9 protein-coding genes and 1 other RNA gene are annotated in these 14884 nt (G+C 64.8%); 5 read left to right on the top strand and 5 right to left on the bottom strand.

Annotated features, from left to right (window positions below; all coding sequences use genetic code 11):
• The first annotated feature begins 29 nt into the window (after nucleotides 1-29).
• Together NMB96_RS06685 and NMB96_RS06690 are read left to right on the top strand one after the other, a co-directional pair.
• Nucleotides 30-2006, top strand: coding sequence for a UvrD-helicase domain-containing protein (locus NMB96_RS06685; RefSeq protein WP_023905759.1), 1977 nt, complete (start codon nucleotides 30-32; stop codon nucleotides 2004-2006).
• Nucleotides 2007-2068: 62 nt separating this feature from the next.
• Nucleotides 2069-2617: a GNAT family N-acetyltransferase gene (locus NMB96_RS06690; protein ID WP_023905758.1), complete on the top strand. Its 549-nt coding sequence runs from the start codon at nucleotides 2069-2071 to the stop codon at nucleotides 2615-2617.
• Nucleotides 2618-2660: 43 nt separating this feature from the next.
• Here the strand turns inward: NMB96_RS06690 and NMB96_RS06695 are convergent.
• A non-coding RNA gene (locus NMB96_RS06695) (sX9 sRNA) lies at nucleotides 2661-2736 on the bottom strand.
• 77 nt (nucleotides 2737-2813) lie between these two features.
• On the opposite strand from NMB96_RS06695, the gene NMB96_RS06700 reads away from it, so the two are divergent.
• Nucleotides 2814-3848, top strand: coding sequence for a DUF4272 domain-containing protein (locus tag NMB96_RS06700; RefSeq protein ID WP_023905757.1), 1035 nt, complete (start codon nucleotides 2814-2816; stop codon nucleotides 3846-3848).
• 135 nt (nucleotides 3849-3983) lie between these two features.
• Here the strand turns inward: NMB96_RS06700 and NMB96_RS06705 are convergent, their stop codons facing one another.
• Nucleotides 3984-4652: a YceH family protein gene (locus NMB96_RS06705; RefSeq protein ID WP_023905756.1), complete on the bottom strand. Its 669-nt coding sequence runs from the start codon at nucleotides 4650-4652 to the stop codon at nucleotides 3984-3986.
• A 127-nt stretch (nucleotides 4653-4779) separates the two neighbouring features.
• On the opposite strand from NMB96_RS06705, the gene NMB96_RS06710 reads away from it, so the two are divergent.
• Nucleotides 4780-5745: a 5'-nucleotidase, lipoprotein e(P4) family gene (locus NMB96_RS06710; RefSeq protein ID WP_043889565.1), complete on the top strand. Its 966-nt coding sequence runs from the start codon at nucleotides 4780-4782 to the stop codon at nucleotides 5743-5745.
• Nucleotides 5742-6473 carry an orotidine-5'-phosphate decarboxylase gene (gene pyrF, locus NMB96_RS06715; protein ID WP_023905754.1) on the top strand — a complete coding sequence of 244 codons (732 nt, stop codon included), beginning with the start codon at nucleotides 5742-5744 and terminating at the stop codon, nucleotides 6471-6473. The genes NMB96_RS06710 and pyrF overlap by 4 nt, the downstream gene beginning before the upstream one ends.
• 240 nt (nucleotides 6474-6713) lie before the next feature.
• Here the strand turns inward: pyrF and NMB96_RS06720 are convergent, their stop codons facing one another.
• From NMB96_RS06720 to NMB96_RS06730, 3 genes are all read right to left on the bottom strand, one after another.
• Complete coding sequence (locus NMB96_RS06720; RefSeq protein WP_255086533.1) at nucleotides 6714-8234, bottom strand: tryptophan halogenase family protein; 1521 nt, start codon at nucleotides 8232-8234, stop codon at nucleotides 6714-6716.
• 230 nt (nucleotides 8235-8464) lie between these two features.
• Nucleotides 8465-11497 carry a TonB-dependent receptor gene (locus tag NMB96_RS06725; RefSeq protein ID WP_023905752.1) on the bottom strand — a complete coding sequence of 1011 codons (3033 nt, stop codon included), beginning with the start codon at nucleotides 11495-11497 and terminating at the stop codon, nucleotides 8465-8467.
• Between the two features lie 323 nt (nucleotides 11498-11820).
• Nucleotides 11821-14850 carry a TonB-dependent receptor gene (locus NMB96_RS06730; protein ID WP_255086534.1) on the bottom strand — a complete coding sequence of 1010 codons (3030 nt, stop codon included), beginning with the start codon at nucleotides 14848-14850 and terminating at the stop codon, nucleotides 11821-11823.
• Nucleotides 14851-14884 lie beyond the last annotated feature (34 nt).

The raw sequence follows: 14884 nt of genomic DNA on the forward strand, positions 1-14884 counted from the left end.
TACAATGGCCCGCTCTGTTGGAAGCCTCTATGCACGGTCTCAATCCCCCGCAAAGCGCCGCAGTGCTGCACTGCGAAGGTCCCTTGTTGGTGCTGGCCGGTGCCGGCAGCGGCAAGACGCGCGTGATCGTGGAAAAGATCGCGCATCTGATCGCCATTGGCCGCTATCCGGCCAAGCGCATCGCCGCGATCACCTTCACCAACAAATCCGCCAAGGAAATGCGCGAGCGTGTGGCCAAGCGTATCCGCGGCGATGGCGCCGAGGGGCTGACCATCTGTACCTTCCACGCGCTGGGGCTGAAGTTTCTGCAGATCGAACATGCCGCTGCCGGTTTGAAGCGCGGCTTTTCGATCTTCGATTCCGACGATGCCGCCGCGCAGATCAAGGACCTGATGCATGGAGCCAAGCCCGATGCGATCGAGGACGCCAAGAATCTGATCTCGCGGGCCAAGAACGCCGGCATGTCGCCCGAACAGGCGATGGCCGCGGCGCGCAGCAACCGCGAGAAAGAAGCGGCCAGCCTGTACGAGCGCTACCAGGCGCGGCTGACCACCTTCAACGCGGTGGACTTCGACGATCTGATCCGCCTGCCGGTGCAGATTCTGGAGGGCAACGAAGAGATCGTGATGGGCTGGCGCGAGCGCATCGGCTATCTGTTGGTGGACGAGTGCCAGGACACCAACGATGCGCAATACCGGCTGCTGAAAATGCTGGCCGGGCCGCGCGGCAACTTCACCTGCGTGGGCGACGACGACCAGAGCATCTACGCCTGGCGCGGCGCTAATCCGGAAAACCTGCAGCAGATGGGGCGCGATTATCCGGCCCTGGAAATCATCAAGCTGGAACAGAACTACCGCTGCTCCAACCGCGTGCTGCGGGCGGCCAACGCCTTGATCGCGCACAACCCGCACGAGCATTTGAAGACGCTGTGGAGCGACCAGGCCGACGGCGAGCGCATCCGCGTGTGGGAATGCCGCGACAGCGAACACGAGGCCGAAAAGGTCGCCGCCGAGATCTCGTTCCTGGGCACCGCCAAGCAGGTGCCGTGGAGCGATTTCTGCATCCTGTTCCGCGGCAATTTTCAATCGCGGCCGCTGGAAAAAGCGCTGCAGTTGCTGCGCGTGCCGTATCACCTGACCGGTGGCACCGCGTTTTTGGAGCGGCAGGAAGTCAAGGACGTGTTGTCGTGGTTGCGGCTGATCGTCAATCCCGAAGACGACGCGGCGTTCTTGCGTGCGGTGCAGTCGCCCAAGCGCGAAGTGGGGGCGACCTCGCTGGCGCGGTTGGCCGAGCTTGCCAGTGCGAAGTCGGTGCCGATGTCGCGCGCGGCCGAATCGATGGGCGCGCTGCAGCACTTGCCGCCGCGTGCGGCCAACGGCCTGAGCGCGTTTACCGACATCCTGCGCGATATGCGCGAGCATTCGGCCTCAATGCCGGCCGGCGAATTGGTGCGCACCCTGGCCGAAAAATCCGGCCTGCTCAACGACCTGCGCAACCAGTCCAAGGACGAAACCGGCTTCCAGCGCCGCAAGCGCAATCTGGACGAATTGGCCGAGTGGTTCGAAGGCGGCCCACGTGGCGCAAGCGCCAGCGATCTGGCCGCGCAGCTGGCGTTGTTGTCGCGCAACGACAAGGACGATGGCGGCAACCAGGTGCGCATGATGACCATGCATGCGTCCAAGGGCCTGGAATTCCGCTATGTCTTCATCGTCGGCTGCGAAGACGGCGTGTTGCCGCACGAAGTGAGCCTGGAAGAAGGCAATCTGCAGGAAGAGCGTCGTCTGCTGTACGTGGGCATCACCCGCGCCAAGGAGCAGCTGTGGATGAGCCACAGCAAATTGACGCGCAAGTTCGGCGAGCATGTGCGGCTCAAGCCGAGCCGGTTCTTCGATGAGATCCCGGCCGAAGAACTGCAGCGCGACGGCGCCGACCCGGTGGCCGATGCCGAGCGCAAGAAAGAGCGCGCCAGTGCGGGCCTGGCGGCGATCCAGGCGTTGTTCGACTAGCGGTTGTTGCGCATGCGCAGGCTTGCCAGCGACAGGCCTGCACGGCAGTCTGGTTTTTCCCGATGCCGGAGTGCGCCGTGACTGTTGTGATCGAAACCGCTCGTTTGCGCCTGCGCACGCTCGATCCCGAGCGCGATGCCGATGCGATATTGGTATTGGTCAACGACCCCGGCTTTATCGCCGGCATCAACGATCGCGGCGTGCGCACGCGCGAGCAGGCGCGCGATCATCTGCGTGAGTGGGCGCAAGCGCATCAGGAGACACACGGCTTCGCACACTGGGCGGTGGAGACGCGCGAGGGCGCGTTTGCAGGCACCTTGGGTCTGCTGTGCCGCGATACCTTGCCGGTGCCGCATATCGGCTTTGCGCTGCTGCCTGCCTACCGAGGCAAGGGTTATGTGACCGAGGCAGGACGGGCGGTGCTGGACTATGCACGCGATGTGCTGGCGTTGTCGCAGTTGTGCGCGATCGTGTCGCCGGGCAATGCCGATTCGATCCGCGCGCTGGAAAACCTCGGATTGCATCGGCAAGGCCTGCGGGTGCTGAGCCAGGAGGCCGATCCGGTGCTGTATTACACGATCGATCTTGCGCCCGCCGGCATGGACAGCTGAGCGTGCCTCCGGCACCCTGCCGGCTTATCGCACGGCCCAAAGTGGCTAACAAAACCTGGCGAGTGTTCGTCAGCTCGGCGCCGACAGCGCCGAGCAACCGCAGTGTACGAGGGGTACATAAGGGACCGAACACCGATGACATCTGTCTGATGGTGAGCGCGGTAGTTTTGTTCGTCACCCCAACAAGGACACCCGCATGCCATTGCTGGTCAACGCCTATTCCACCCTGCGCGACCCGGTGTGGCCGGATTTTCTGCCGCGTACCGCCGTGCAGCACCGCGACCACGCCGATCCGGAACTGGCGACGCATCTGCATGGTTTTGTCGGCTACGTGAATCAGGCCGGCGACGGCCAGATGACCCAGGCGCGCTATCACCTGATGCGGCATGTGCAGCGGGTGCGTCAGCACTTCACCTTCGAGGTCGACGACGCGGCTTTCGGGGAATTGGCGCAGTGGGCCGAGCAGGCCAACGCGGTATGTTTTCTGGCCGACGGCAGCGTGCGCGACCCGCACGGGCGGGTGCTGATCAGCCAGGGCGAGCCGGCGATCGACGATGAGGCGCAGGTGCCGTATCCGCCGGATGCGTTGGAGCGGCGTGCGCAGCAACTGGCCCGGCTGACCGCGCAAGGCATCCGCGTGCCGCCCAGCTTGCCGCCGGTGCCCGGCGAGGCCGAAGCGCGGGTGCGCGATAGCGCAGCGGTGACACAACGGATGCTGGCGTTGTTTGCGGTGGCCTTGCGTGCGGAGATTCTGGCCTCTGGCGATGCACCACCATCGTTGGACGAAGTTGAAACCCGTCTGCCGGGCCTGGCGGCCGCGCTGTCGCCGCAGGAACGTACCTTCTTTTCCCAAAGCGCGCCGGAGCCGCAGCAGCTCGCCAACTTCGGCTGGCGCTACGAGAGCCTGGCCGTGCTGCAGTGGGCCCTGGGGCTGGCCGACGCGCTGCGGGAGCCAACCGACCTGTGCGATGTGCCCTTGGCTGCCCAGTGCGCGCTGGAGCATGCCGAAGCCGCGACGCGGCCGTCGCTGACGCTACGGCCGGTGCCCGAACTGCTGGATGCGCTGGACCGGCACTTGCGCCTGCACTGGGCGGTGCGCCAGGCCGGCCAGACCCAGCAACCGCCACCGGCCGGCATCGTGCCCGGCGTAGTCTACGAGCGTCACTACACCCTCAACTGGTTGCTGCACTTCGAAGACGCCGACTGGGACGAGGTGGATACGCCGACGTGAGCGGGTGCGGGGCGCAACCTGCTCCATTACCGCTCGGCAAGGGTGTCGTCTGGCGATATGGCCGGTCGTTGCGTGATTTGCGCTCCGCGCGGGCGGCGAAGTGAAGTGGACATCTCCGACAGGAGAACAGCGCCCTCAGGCGCCAGCCGCCTCCAGGCGTGCCTGCACCGCAGCCAGCGCATCCTGCAGATCGGCGACGGTGGCTTCCAGGCTGTGCACGCGCGCTTCCAGCTCGCTGCTGTCGGCGCTGCTGCGCGAACTCGGTGCGGCACGCGCAGCCGCAGCCTGCAGGGCTTCCACGTCCAGCTCGCCACTGAGCAGATGCGCATAGCGCTCCTCGCGCTGGCCACTGGCACGCGGCAGTTGCACCGCCAGGTTGCGCTGGATCAACCGGTCCAGATGGTGGCGCACGTCGTCGGCATCGTTGAAACGCACCAGCCGCTCGCTGCGTGCATACAACTCGCCCAGCGTCTGCGGGCCGCGCAACAGCAGCAGGCCGATCACGGCCACTTGTTGCCGGGTCAGATCCAGCACGCTGCCCAGCCGATGTTCGTAGCGCTCGGCGCGCGAGGAAAACTGCTGGCGTACCAGGCCCAGGGTTTCCAGCTGGCGCAAGGCGTGATGCACCACGCCGGTCTGCAGATTCAGCACCGGCTCGCGCGCGGTCTTCTGGTTGGCGGCCACCTGCGCGGCGTTGACCGTGAGCGGATACGCATCCGGCGTGGTCGCCTCTTTTTCGATCAGGCAGCCGAGCACGCGGGCCTGGGCGGTATCGAGGACGGGCGGGGTAGGTGCGTCTGTCATGGGTGACTCCGGGGGCGATCAGCCCGCAAGCATACCGATCCTGCTCGCGGGTGCTGCCAGCAGTGCGATGGAAGCGTCGGGGCACGAACCCGCTAAAATCGCGGTCTTCATTGCCGCTCCTGTTCTGGTGGATGCCATGCGCCCCTCGTTTTACGCACCGTTGTCCCTGCTCGCCTGCACCGTGCTGGCCTTGAGCGCCTGCAAGCCCGGCGACAAGGAGCTGGCCCAGCGCGCGCAGGATGCCGCCGTGTCCGCCAATGCGGCCGCCAGCGCCGCTGCCACCAAGACCGCCACGCACCCCGCAGCCACCGCCGCACCGGCCGGCGACGACAATCTCAACGCGGTGTTGTGGATGCAGCGTTCGGAGGAGTACCGCGCCGTGGCCGAGCAGACCTACCGCGCCGCTGCCGACAAGCTGGACGCCGCACTCAAGCAACCCAACTGGGACGCGCTGGTGCCCGAAGAACGCGGCAATGCCGCCACCGGGCTGAAGCCGGCAGTGGTGCTGGACGTGGACGAGACGGTGCTGGACAACTCGCCCTACCAGGCGCGTCTGCTGCGCGACGGCAAGGAATACGACGAGCTGAGCTGGGACCAGTGGGTGGCCGAGAAGAAGGCCACCGCAATTCCGGGCGTGGTGGATTTCGCCAAGGCCGCCAACGCCCGCGGCATCACCCTGATCTATATCTCCAACCGCGCCGTGCACCTCAAGGACGCCACGCTGGCCAACCTGCGCAGCGCCGGGCTGCCGGTGGCCGACGACAGCGTGTTTCTGGGCCTGGGCACGGTGGTCCAGGGCTGCGAGCAGAACGGCAGCGAGAAAAACTGCCGCCGCCAGCTGGCCGGGCAAAAGTACCGCGTGCTGATGCAGTTCGGCGACCAGCTGGGCGACTTTGTGCAAGTCACCGCCAACACCAGTCAGGCGCGTGGCGCGTTGCTGCAGCAATATCACGACTGGTTCGGCGAGCGCTGGTGGATGCTGCCCAACCCCAGCTACGGCGGCTGGGAGCCGGCGCAGTTCAACAACGACTTCAGCCAGCCCTGGCAGCAGCGCCACGACGCCAAGCGCGCCGCGCTGGAGGTGGCCCGATGAGCCGCGCACCATTGCCGCTGGCCGCGCACGAGCGGCTGATCTTCGCGCTGGATGTGCCCAGCCATGACGAGGCGATCGCCTGGGTGGACCGGCTGGGCGACTCGGTAGCGTTCTACAAGATCGGCATGGAGCTGCTGGCCTCCGGCGAGTACTTCCACGTGCTCGACGCCCTGGCCAAGCGCGAAAAACGCGTGTTCGTCGACCTGAAGTTCTTCGACATCCCCGCCACCGTGGCCGGCACCATCCGCCGCCTGGCGCAGTGGCCGGTGAGCTATTGCACCGTGCACGGCTGGCACGCGGGCATGCTGCAGGCCGCCGCCGAGGCCAACCACGGCGACATGCGCTTGCTGGCGGTGACCGTGCTGACCTCGATGGGCCGGCCGGATCTGGCGGCGATGGGTATCGACCGCGAACCGGTGGAGGTGGTGGTGGAGCGCGCGCTGGCCGCCCAGGCCGCCGGCATCGATGGAGTGATCGCCTCCGGCCAGGAAGCCGGCCCGATCCGCCGCGCCACCGGCCCGGCCTTTTCGATCGTCTGCCCCGGCATCCGCCCCGGCGGCCCGGTCGGCGACGACCAGCAGCGCACCGTGGGCGTAGCGCAGGCGTTCAACGATGGCGCCGATGCCATCGTGGTCGGCCGCCCGATTCGCCTGGCTGCCGATCCGGCGGCGGCGGCGGATGCGATCCAGGCTGAGATTCGTATGGCATTGGGGCAGCGCCAGGCGTAGTGGGGAGGCGCTTGATGGCATCCGCTGGCTAATAAAATCAATAAGTTAATTCGGTAGAATTAAAGTGTTGCTTTAACGTTAAGGGCTGCGTACGATGCCCTCGTCCGATGTCAGTCGGAAGCTGTGCCACTCATTGTCCACCGGGCTTGTCCCGGTTTTCGAAGGGATCGGGCCTTGTGCCCGATCCTTTTTTTTGCCTGCAGATCGGCGCGTGCGGCGACTGCGGCGTCGAGTCATTGCTCAACGCGGCGCCGCCGCCTTGCAGTAGCGATCGATGAACTGCTGGTGGGTCGGCATGACGTCCACGCAGTGGCCGATGGTCTGCGCGATGCTGGCCAGGAAGCGTTCGGCGTCATGGTCGGGCACCTGATCCACCAGCGGGTGATAGCCCTGCGGCAGCACGCCCTGGCCGACCATCACCTGCACCCAGCTGATCTCGGCGAACATTTCCTCGGCATTGCGGTAGAAGCGCCCGCTGTCGCGGAACAGGTCCAGGGTGAATTGCAGTTCCGGGGTGATCGGCATGGTGCGGCAGTGGCGCCAGAACGCGCTGTCGTCGCGTTCGGTGGCGTGGTAATGCAGCACCAGGAAATCGCGGATGCGGTCGAACTCGAACGCCAGCCGGTCGTTGTAGCGCTGCACCAACACCGGGCTGATGCCCTCGCGCGGAAACAATTCCAGCAGCCGAGAAATGCCGGCCTGGATCAGATGGATGCTGGTCGATTCCAGTGGCTCCAGAAAGCCGCTCGCCAGGCCCAGCGCCACCACATTGCGGTTCCAGAACTGCTTGCGCCGCCCGGTGGTGAAGCGCAGCGGGCGCGGGTCGGCCAGCGCTTTGCCATCCAGGTTGGCGAGCAGCGTGGCGGCCGCTTCGTCGTCGCTGATGTGTGCGCTGGAATACACGTAGCCGTTGCCGGTGCGGTGCTGCAGCGGAATGCGCCACTGCCAGCCGGCCGCGCGCGCGGTGGAGCGCGTGTACGGGGTGGGCGGGCCGACGTTTTCGCACGGCACCGCCAGTGCGCGATCGCAGGGTAGCCAGTGGGTGAAGTCGTGATAGCCGGTGTGCAGCGCTTCTTCGATCAACAGCCCACGGAAGCCCGAGCAGTCGATGAACAAGTCGCCGCTGACTACTTGTCCAGAGGCCAGCTGCAGCGATTGCACGTGGCCGGTGTCCGGATGCAGCTGCACCTGCTCGACCAGGCCTTCGATGCGGATGACGCCGCGTTGCTCGGCATAGCCACGTAAAAAGCGTGCGTACTGCGTGGCATCGAAGTGGTACGCGTAGGCGATGTTGGCCAGCGGCGAATTGGCCGGCACATCGCCGGCCGAAGTCATGAACTTGCCGCGCACGGCGGCCACGGTGTTGAGCGTGTACGCACCCAGCGGCTGCGCCTTGCCGCGCAAGTGTTGCTTGATCCAGTACTGATGGAACGGCAGCAGCCCAAGCGGATGCCCGATCTGGGTGCCGAAGCCGTGGATGTACGAGGTGCCGGGGCGCTGCCAGTCGACGAACTCGATACCGAGCTTGAAGCTGCCCTGGGTCTGTCGCACGAACTCGGCTTCGTCGATGCCGAGCAGATTGTTGAAGGCCTTGATGTGCGGCACGGTGGCCTCGCCGACGCCAACGGTGCCGAGCTGTTCGGATTCGATCAGCTGCACGTTGAAGCCGGGGCCAAGCACGCGCGCGAAGGCGGCGGCCGCCATCCAGCCGGCGGTGCCACCGCCGACGATGACGATGTTGCGAAGCGGAGCGGGGATCATGGAGGTCCGGTCCTCAAAAGAAATAAAGCCACTGACAAAACGTCTGCGCCCACTGCCTGACGGTTGCAGCCGGTGCGACATGCAGCACCATTTGCATGCGTTGACGCATCCACCTGACGACTGCTCATTACGTTTTGTCAGTCGCTCCAGAAGCTGATAGGCGAACGGGGCCAATCGGCCCCGTTCGAATCACGCGCATCCAAGCGTATGCGCGTGCAGGTTACGTTGGATCAGAACTTTGCGCCCACCTCGAAGATCACGCTGCGTGGCACGTAGCTGATCTCGCCGTTGTTGACAACGGTGATATCCGGGTCAAGCCGTCCGTTGCTGCCAAAGCTGTTGTATTCGTACTGGGTGAAGTTCTTGAAGTCGAACGCGTTGAGCACGTTTACCCGTGCGGTCAGCTTGAAGTCGCCGGCCACGGTGAAGTCCTTGGTGGCCTGCAGATCGACGGTGCGATAGCCCCAGATCTTGCCGCCCAGCAGGAACTTGCCGTTGCCCGGCGGGACGACGCCGACCTGCTGGCAGGTACCGCCATCGGGATCGGTGAAGCCGTAGCAGGCAATCGTGTTGATCGGCTCCGGCGTGGCCAACACCAGCTTGGCGCCGAAGGTGACGCCCCACGGACCATCCAGCGAGCCGGAAGCCACGAAGCGATGCGCAGAGGCCGCATCGGACTTCACGAACGGGTAGTCGCGGATGGTGGCCTTGTCGAACGCAAATGGCTCGTCGATGTTGCGGTTCTGGCGCGCGCTGGTGTGGGTATAGGCCAGGTTCAAGCCCCAACCCGATTCCTTGGTGTAGGGCTTTTCGGCCGACAGCAAGACCTGGCTGCTGCGCTGCTCCAGACCGTTGTCGCCGATGATGGTATTGCGGTAGCCGGGCACCGGCTCGCCCCACGGCACGCCACCGTTGGCATCGAAATACGCGCCGTTCGGATAGCGGTTGACCAGGCTCATCACCAGGCCGTCGTAAGACAGGATGCGCTGGAAGGTGACATCGGTCAGCCAGTCGCCGACCTGGTTGCTGATGCCGATGCTGTACTGGTCGCTGTACGGAGTCTTGAGCTTGTTCTTGAACATGAAAAGTTCGGAGCTGTCGTTGGTGCCATCGATCGTATTGAGCTGATCGATACCGTTGAGAAACGCCGGATTCCATGGGGCGCAGACACGGTCGTCGCGGAAGCAGCCCTGGCCGCTGGCGGCATCGCTGAAGTACACCACCACCGGCGACAATGCGGCCTTGACCGATTCCAGCGCCAGCTGCTCGAACAGATTGCGGTCGTAGGAACGGCCGGCACCGCCGTGGATCACCGCCGCCTCATCGCCGAACAGGTCGTACGAGAAACCCAGACGCGGCGCCCAGGCGTCCTTGAAGTTCTTGCGGTTGTTGCCGGTGCTGATGTAATCGGCCACGTTGACGCCGCTGGGCAGCAGGCGGTTGGCCCACGGCTGACCGGGGTTGGCCGGGTCGTCGGAATACAGCGCATCCACGAACGGCTGCGAGGTCACGAAGTCCGTATAGGCCGGGGTGTCTTCGTAGTCGTAGCGCACGCCGATGTTGATCATCAGCTTGTCGGTGGCAGCCCAGTCGTCCTGCAGATAGATGCCGTACTGCTTGGACGGCGATTCGACCACCGGCAGCTGGCCGGGATTGTCGAACGCGCGGATATAGCGCACCTGGAACGGCACCGGCGCCACGCCGTTCTGGCCGACTTCATAACTGAACTGCGGATTGAGCGAGCTGGATTCGCGCGAGGTCAGCTTGATGTCGCGGTAGGTCACGCCAGTCTTGATGGTGTGCTCGCCGTGCCACTCCAGCGCATTGAAGGTCAGGTCGTTCTGGAACGACCAGCCCTTCTGGCTGCGCAGTTTGAAGTCTTCGCCGCTGGCGGCGCCGGTATTGAGAAACACCCACTGGCGCGGGTCGGCCTGGGTGCGATCGATGTAGGTGTAGATCGAACCATTGCCCACGCCGCGCGGCGTCGGCAGATTGCGCGAATCCTCGGTGGTGAGGATGGCTTCGTTGAACCAGCCATCGGCACTGTGCTGCCAACGCAAGCTGGTGCGCTTGTCCTTGTTGACCTTGTCCACGGCGCGGTCGGGTGCGTTCTGGCCGCCCACGTTGCTGACCTGGGTTTCGTCGCGGTACTGCGTGGCCAATTCGATACGATCGTTGTCGGTCGGTTCGAAGTCGATCTTGCCGAAGTACAGGTCCTCGCTAAACGGCATGTTCGACGCGCCGTATTGATCGCGCAGGTTCGACGGCAACAGCCCGATGAAGGGCGTCGCTTCGGCACTGGGCTGCACGCTCTTGGGCGCGACGTTGTCCTTGCCTTCGTAGGCGAAGAAGAAATGCATGCGGTCCTGGATCAGCGGTCCGCCGATCGCAAACCCGTATTCCTTGGTCTGCGAATCGACCTTGCCGTCGGCTTCGTCCGGGCGCTCTTTACGCAGGTCCTGATTGGTGAAGCGGTAGAACGCCTCGCCGTGGAACTCGTTGGTGCCGGACTTGGTTGCCGCAGTGATGGCCGCGCCGCTGATCTGGCCGTACTCGGCCTTGTAGTTGGAGGTAATGACCTTGTATTCGCCGATCGCCAACTGCGGGAACGGATTGCCCTGGGTCTCGTCCTGGCCGGCAATGCCGCCGCCGGAGACGTAGCTCTTCTGGCTCACGCCATCGATGTACAGATTGCTGGAGCTGGCGTTGGACGCACCGCCGCGCAACTTGGTGTTGCCGTCCTGGTCGATGGTGAACACCATGCCCGGCACGGTGTCGGCAAATTCCAGGAAGTTGCGCGTGGCCTGCGGCAGCTGCTGGATCTGGCGCAGCGACACGGTGTTGCCCACTTCCGAAGTTTTCACGTCGCGAATCATCGGCGCGCTGACCGTCACTGTGTCCAGCGTGGTCGCATCGCCGGCCGGCGATGCCGCCGCCTCCGTGCCGAGATCGACGGTGGCGCTGGAGGCCACCGACAGGGTCACCGTGCGGCTGGCGCCGTTGGATTCAACCTTGTAGGTGCCCGGCTGCAAACCGACGATGGTGTAGTTGCCGTTCGCATTGACCGGCGCGCGTCGCACCGAGCCGGTGGCGAGGTTGGTGACGACGACCTCGCTGCCGCTTTGCGCGGACGCGACCTGGCCGCGCAACGTGGCGTTGCTGGACTGGGCCATGGCCGGGGTGGTGGCGAACAACGAGGCAGCCAGGGCGCAGCACAACAGGCTACGTGCGGGCAGGGTGGAGACGGTGCGGTGATTCTTCATGACTTTCCCCCTCCCAGGGGTAAAGCGCGAACCAGTGAAGTGACTGGCGCGTCAGGTTAGTGCTTGGTGTGGACGGAACGGGTACAGCGGCAACAGACAGCAGAGACTGCAAACACAACAAAAAACGATCGCGAAGGAAGCGTGTTGCCTGCAGCATCGCTCGCATCAAGCAACGCGCTGCGTGGACACACTGCCGATAAGCAAACTGCATGAAACCTGCAGGCGGCCCCTCCCCAGTGCAATGGGGCCGTGCAGTGATCGACGACTGGTTTGGCAACCAACGGCATCCGGCGCCGAGGCACCGGGCGTCGCCCAGCCAGCCGTTACCAGATGATGCGGGCGCTCATGAACAAGGTGCGGGGCGGGGTGGACATCGCCCCGTACTGGTTGATGCTCACGCGCGGGTCGTAAATGCCGGCACTGCCCCAGTCGATGCTGTACTGATCGTAGTTGCGGAAGTTCAGCGCATTGATCAAATCGCCGCGCACCTGCACGGTCACTGCATCGGTGATGTGCATGTCCTTGGACAACGACAGATCCAGCTGACGGGTGCCGAAGATGTCGCCGCCGGCGATGAACTTGCCACCGGGCGCATCCACCGAGACCACGCGGATATTGTCCGAATTCGGGCCGCCGTACTGATCGAACGAGATCGCCTCGTTACGCGGCGGCACCGTGGCCAGGGTCAGCTTGGCCGAGCCGCTGATGCCCCAGAACAGGTCGTAGATGCCGGTGAGCACCAGGCGGTGACGCGGCACCGCATTGAGGTCCAGGAACGGGTAGTCGGCGATGGTGGCCGCATCGAAGCCGTAGCGATCGTCGTTGCCGCGATTGCCGCGTGCGCGCGAGAAGGTATACGCCGCGGTCAGGCCCCAGCCGCTTTCCTGCGTATAGGCCTTGTCCGCCGACAGCAGCAGTTGGCCGGTCTTGGTCTCCACGCCGTTGTTGCCGATGATCAGATTGCCGAAGCCCTGCGGCCGCTGCTCGAACGCCTGAGCGCCGTTCTGGAAGAAATCGCCGTTGGCATAGCGGTTGCCCAGGGTAAAGATGAAACCGTCCTTGCTGTGGATATACGACACCGTCGCCGAGGTGTTCCAGTCGCCCAGCTGGGTACGCAGGCCCAGCGAATACTGGTCCGCATACGGCGTTTTCAGATCGTTATTGAGCAGATTGATCTCGCCGTTGCGCACGCGCGCGTCGACCAGGTTGCCCAGGCTGTCCGGATTGCTCACAAACGCCGGATCGAAGGCGGTGCATGTACCCGGCGCCGGGACGCAGTTGGTGGGCCCGGCAAAGCGGATCGTGTACTGCGCCAGCGCGGATTTGATCTGCTCCAGGCCCATCACGTCGAACAGGTTGCGGTCGTAGCTGCGGCCGGCACCGCCGAACAGCACCAGCGACTCGTCGCCACGGAAATCGTAGGAAAAGCCCAGGCGCGGCGCGAAGTTGTTGTTGTCCTGTTTGCGATTGCGGCCGTTGCTGATGTAGTCGTTGATGTTCACCCCGCCCTTGGCGAGCTGCTCGGCGTAGGTGGCACTCACCGCTGGATCGGTGCCGGGGCCGTTCAAGGCCGCCACCACTTCCGGCGGGGTCACGTTGTCCAGGTACGAGGGAATCTTTTCGCCATCCCAGCGCACGCCGAGGTTCAACTGCAGCTTGTCGTTGACGTCCCAATCGTCCTGGATGTACAGGCCCAGCTGCTTGCTGGTGGTGGTCACCGACGGCGCGGCACCGGCGAACGGCAGATTGAAGCGCACCTGATAGGGCGTGGCCGCAGTGCCGACGCCATCGCCCACTGCGTAATAGAACGACGGGTTGGCCGCAGAGTTTTCGCTCTGGGTCAGCTCCACTTCCTTGTACTTCACGCCCATCTTGATGACGTGGTTGCCGTGCCATTCGAGGTTGTTGAAAGTCAGATCGTTCTGGAAGCTGGGGCCTTTCTGGCCCTTGCGCTGGATCGCCAGGCCGCTGGTGGCGCCGTCGTTGAGCAGCACGTCGTCTTCGGCGATGCCGCGCGTGTACACGGTCTGGCTGCCCAGGGTGTAGGCGGTGGGATTGAACAACACGTCTTCATAGGACACGCGTGCTTCGTTGACGTAGCGCTCGCCGTAATGCTGCCAGCGCAGGTCGAAGCGTTTTTCGGTATTGAGATTGATCTTGGAGGCGATCGCGGTGGTCTGGTCGCCGACGCTGTCGCGGCTTTCTTCGTCGCGGTACTTGCCGGTGAGCTCCAAACGATCGTTCTCGCCGATGTCCCAGTCCACCTTGCCGAAGTACAGGTCTTCGTTGAATGGACGGGTCACCGAGCCGAGCCGGCTCTGCACGCCGGCCGGCAGGTCATCGGCGAAGGTGCTGAAACGATCCGGCACGGCCACCGGGTTGGCCGAGACCTCGAAGCCCTTGCCTTCGTAGCTGAAGAAGAAATGCGCCTTGTCCTGCACGATCGGCCCGCTCAGCGCAAAACCGTATTCGTCCTGGTGGGTTTTGCGCTTGTTGCCGTCGGCATTGGGTGCGCCGGCGCGCTCATCGGCCTGGCGCGCACGGAAATCGGTATTGCTGGTGCGCCCGAAGATCTCGCCATGGAATTCATTGCCGCCTGACTTGGTGGAGGCCACGATCGCCGCCGAACCCACCTGGTCGAACTCGGCCTTGTAGTTGGAGGTGATGACCTTGTACTCGCCGATCGCCAGCTGCGGGAACGGATTGCCCGCGCTCTGCTCCTGGCCGGACACGCCGCCGAACAGGTAGCTCTTCTGGCCAACGCCGTCGATGTAGACGTTCACCGCCGAGCTGCCCTGCGCGCCGCCGCGGATCTGGCTGTTGCCGTTGGAGTTGGTCTCGAACTGCATGCCCGGCACGGTGTCGGCGAACTCCAGGAAGTTGCGCGTCAGCTGCGGCACGGTGCTGATCTGCTTCAGCGACACGTTGGTGCCCACTTCAGAGGTCTTGACCTCCTGCAGCGTGGTGGCGGTGACCTGCACCGCGTCCAGCGTCGTCGCATCGCCGGCAGGTGCGGCTGCCGCCGCGCCGCCCAGGTTCAAGGTGACCGACGAGGCCACCGACAAGGTCACGGTCTGCTCGCTGCCGGGGCCGGCGTCCACCTTGTAGGTGCCCGGAGGCAGGCCGACCAGCGCGTAGCTACCGTCGGCGCCGGTGGGCACGCGTCGGACGGCGCCGTTGGCGACATTGGTCGCGGTCACGGTTGTGCCGGCCTGTGCCGCGGCGACCTGACCGCGCAACGTCGCGTTGCTGGACTGGGCCATGGCTGGCGTGCTGGCCAGCAACGAGGCGGCCAAGGCGCAGCACAACAGGCTGCGCGCCGGCAGGGTGGAGACAGTGCGGTAATGCTTCATGACTTTCCCCCTCCCAGGGGTAAAGCGCGAACCA

The sequence above is a fragment of the Xanthomonas hortorum genome (assembly GCF_024339125.1).
GTDB lineage: Bacteria > Pseudomonadota > Gammaproteobacteria > Xanthomonadales > Xanthomonadaceae > Xanthomonas > Xanthomonas hortorum.

Excerpts from the sequence above, each read along its gene's own strand:
- NMB96_RS06685 (WP_023905759.1), top strand. The coding sequence starts at position 30 with ATGCACGGTCTCAATCCCCCGCAAAGCGCCGCAGTGCTGCACTGCGAA.
- NMB96_RS06690 (WP_023905758.1), top strand. The coding sequence starts at position 2,069 with ATGCCGGAGTGCGCCGTGACTGTTGTGATCGAAACCGCTCGTTTGCGC.
- NMB96_RS06700 (WP_023905757.1), top strand. The coding sequence starts at position 2,814 with ATGCCATTGCTGGTCAACGCCTATTCCACCCTGCGCGACCCGGTGTGG.
- NMB96_RS06705 (WP_023905756.1), bottom strand. The coding sequence starts at position 4,652 with ATGACAGACGCACCTACCCCGCCCGTCCTCGATACCGCCCAGGCCCGC.
- pyrF (WP_023905754.1), top strand. The coding sequence starts at position 5,742 with ATGAGCCGCGCACCATTGCCGCTGGCCGCGCACGAGCGGCTGATCTTC.
- NMB96_RS06720 (WP_255086533.1), bottom strand. The coding sequence starts at position 8,234 with ATGATCCCCGCTCCGCTTCGCAACATCGTCATCGTCGGCGGTGGCACC.
- NMB96_RS06725 (WP_023905752.1), bottom strand. The coding sequence starts at position 11,497 with ATGAAGAATCACCGCACCGTCTCCACCCTGCCCGCACGTAGCCTGTTG.
- NMB96_RS06730 (WP_255086534.1), bottom strand. The coding sequence starts at position 14,850 with ATGAAGCATTACCGCACTGTCTCCACCCTGCCGGCGCGCAGCCTGTTG.